Annotated in this window: 1 protein-coding gene; it reads left to right on the forward strand. The window is 47.5% G+C overall.

The window, feature by feature from the left end:
• Nucleotides 1–717 (forward strand): EF-Tu/IF-2/RF-3 family GTPase (locus MTF70_RS24280; RefSeq protein WP_240354758.1); only part of this gene is annotated, 717 nt, incomplete at its 5' end.
• Nucleotides 718–731 lie beyond the last annotated feature (14 nt).

Raw genomic sequence — 731 nt, forward strand, 5'->3', positions numbered from 1 at the left:
CTTCTATCTGAATACGATTTCCCAGGTGATGACCTACCAGTTATCCAAGGTTCTGCACTAGGCGCACTAAACGGCGAAGAGCAGTGGGAAGCGAAAATCGTTGAACTAGCAGAAGCTCTAGATACTTACATCCCTGAGCCAGAGCGTGCGGTAGATCAGCCATTCCTAATGCCTATCGAAGACGTATTCTCAATCCAAGGTCGTGGTACAGTAGTAACTGGCCGTATCGAGCGTGGTATCCTAACTGTAGGTGACGAAGTTGCTATCGTAGGTATCAAAGACACTACTACAACTACATGTACTGGTGTTGAGATGTTCCGTAAGCTTCTAGACGAAGGCCGTGCAGGTGAGAACGTTGGTGCACTTCTACGTGGTACTAAGCGTGACGAAGTTGAACGTGGTCAAGTACTAGCTAAGCCTGGTTCAATCACTCCACACACTAAGTTCGAATCAGAAGTATACGTACTGTCTAAAGATGAAGGTGGTCGTCACACTCCATTCTTCAAAGGCTACCGTCCACAATTCTACTTCCGTACAACTGACGTAACTGGTGACATCCAGCTACCAGACGGCGTAGAAATGGTAATGCCAGGCGACAACGTACAGATGACTGTAGAGCTAATCGCACCAATCGCAATGGACGAAGGTCTACGTTTCGCGATCCGTGAAGGTGGCCGTACAGTAGGTGCTGGTGTTGTTGCTAAGATCTTCGACTAATTCATAGCGAATTA

It is taken from the genome of Vibrio sp. 2CM40D (assembly GCF_023161825.1).
GTDB classification, from domain to species: domain Bacteria; phylum Pseudomonadota; class Gammaproteobacteria; order Enterobacterales; family Vibrionaceae; genus Vibrio; species Vibrio alginolyticus.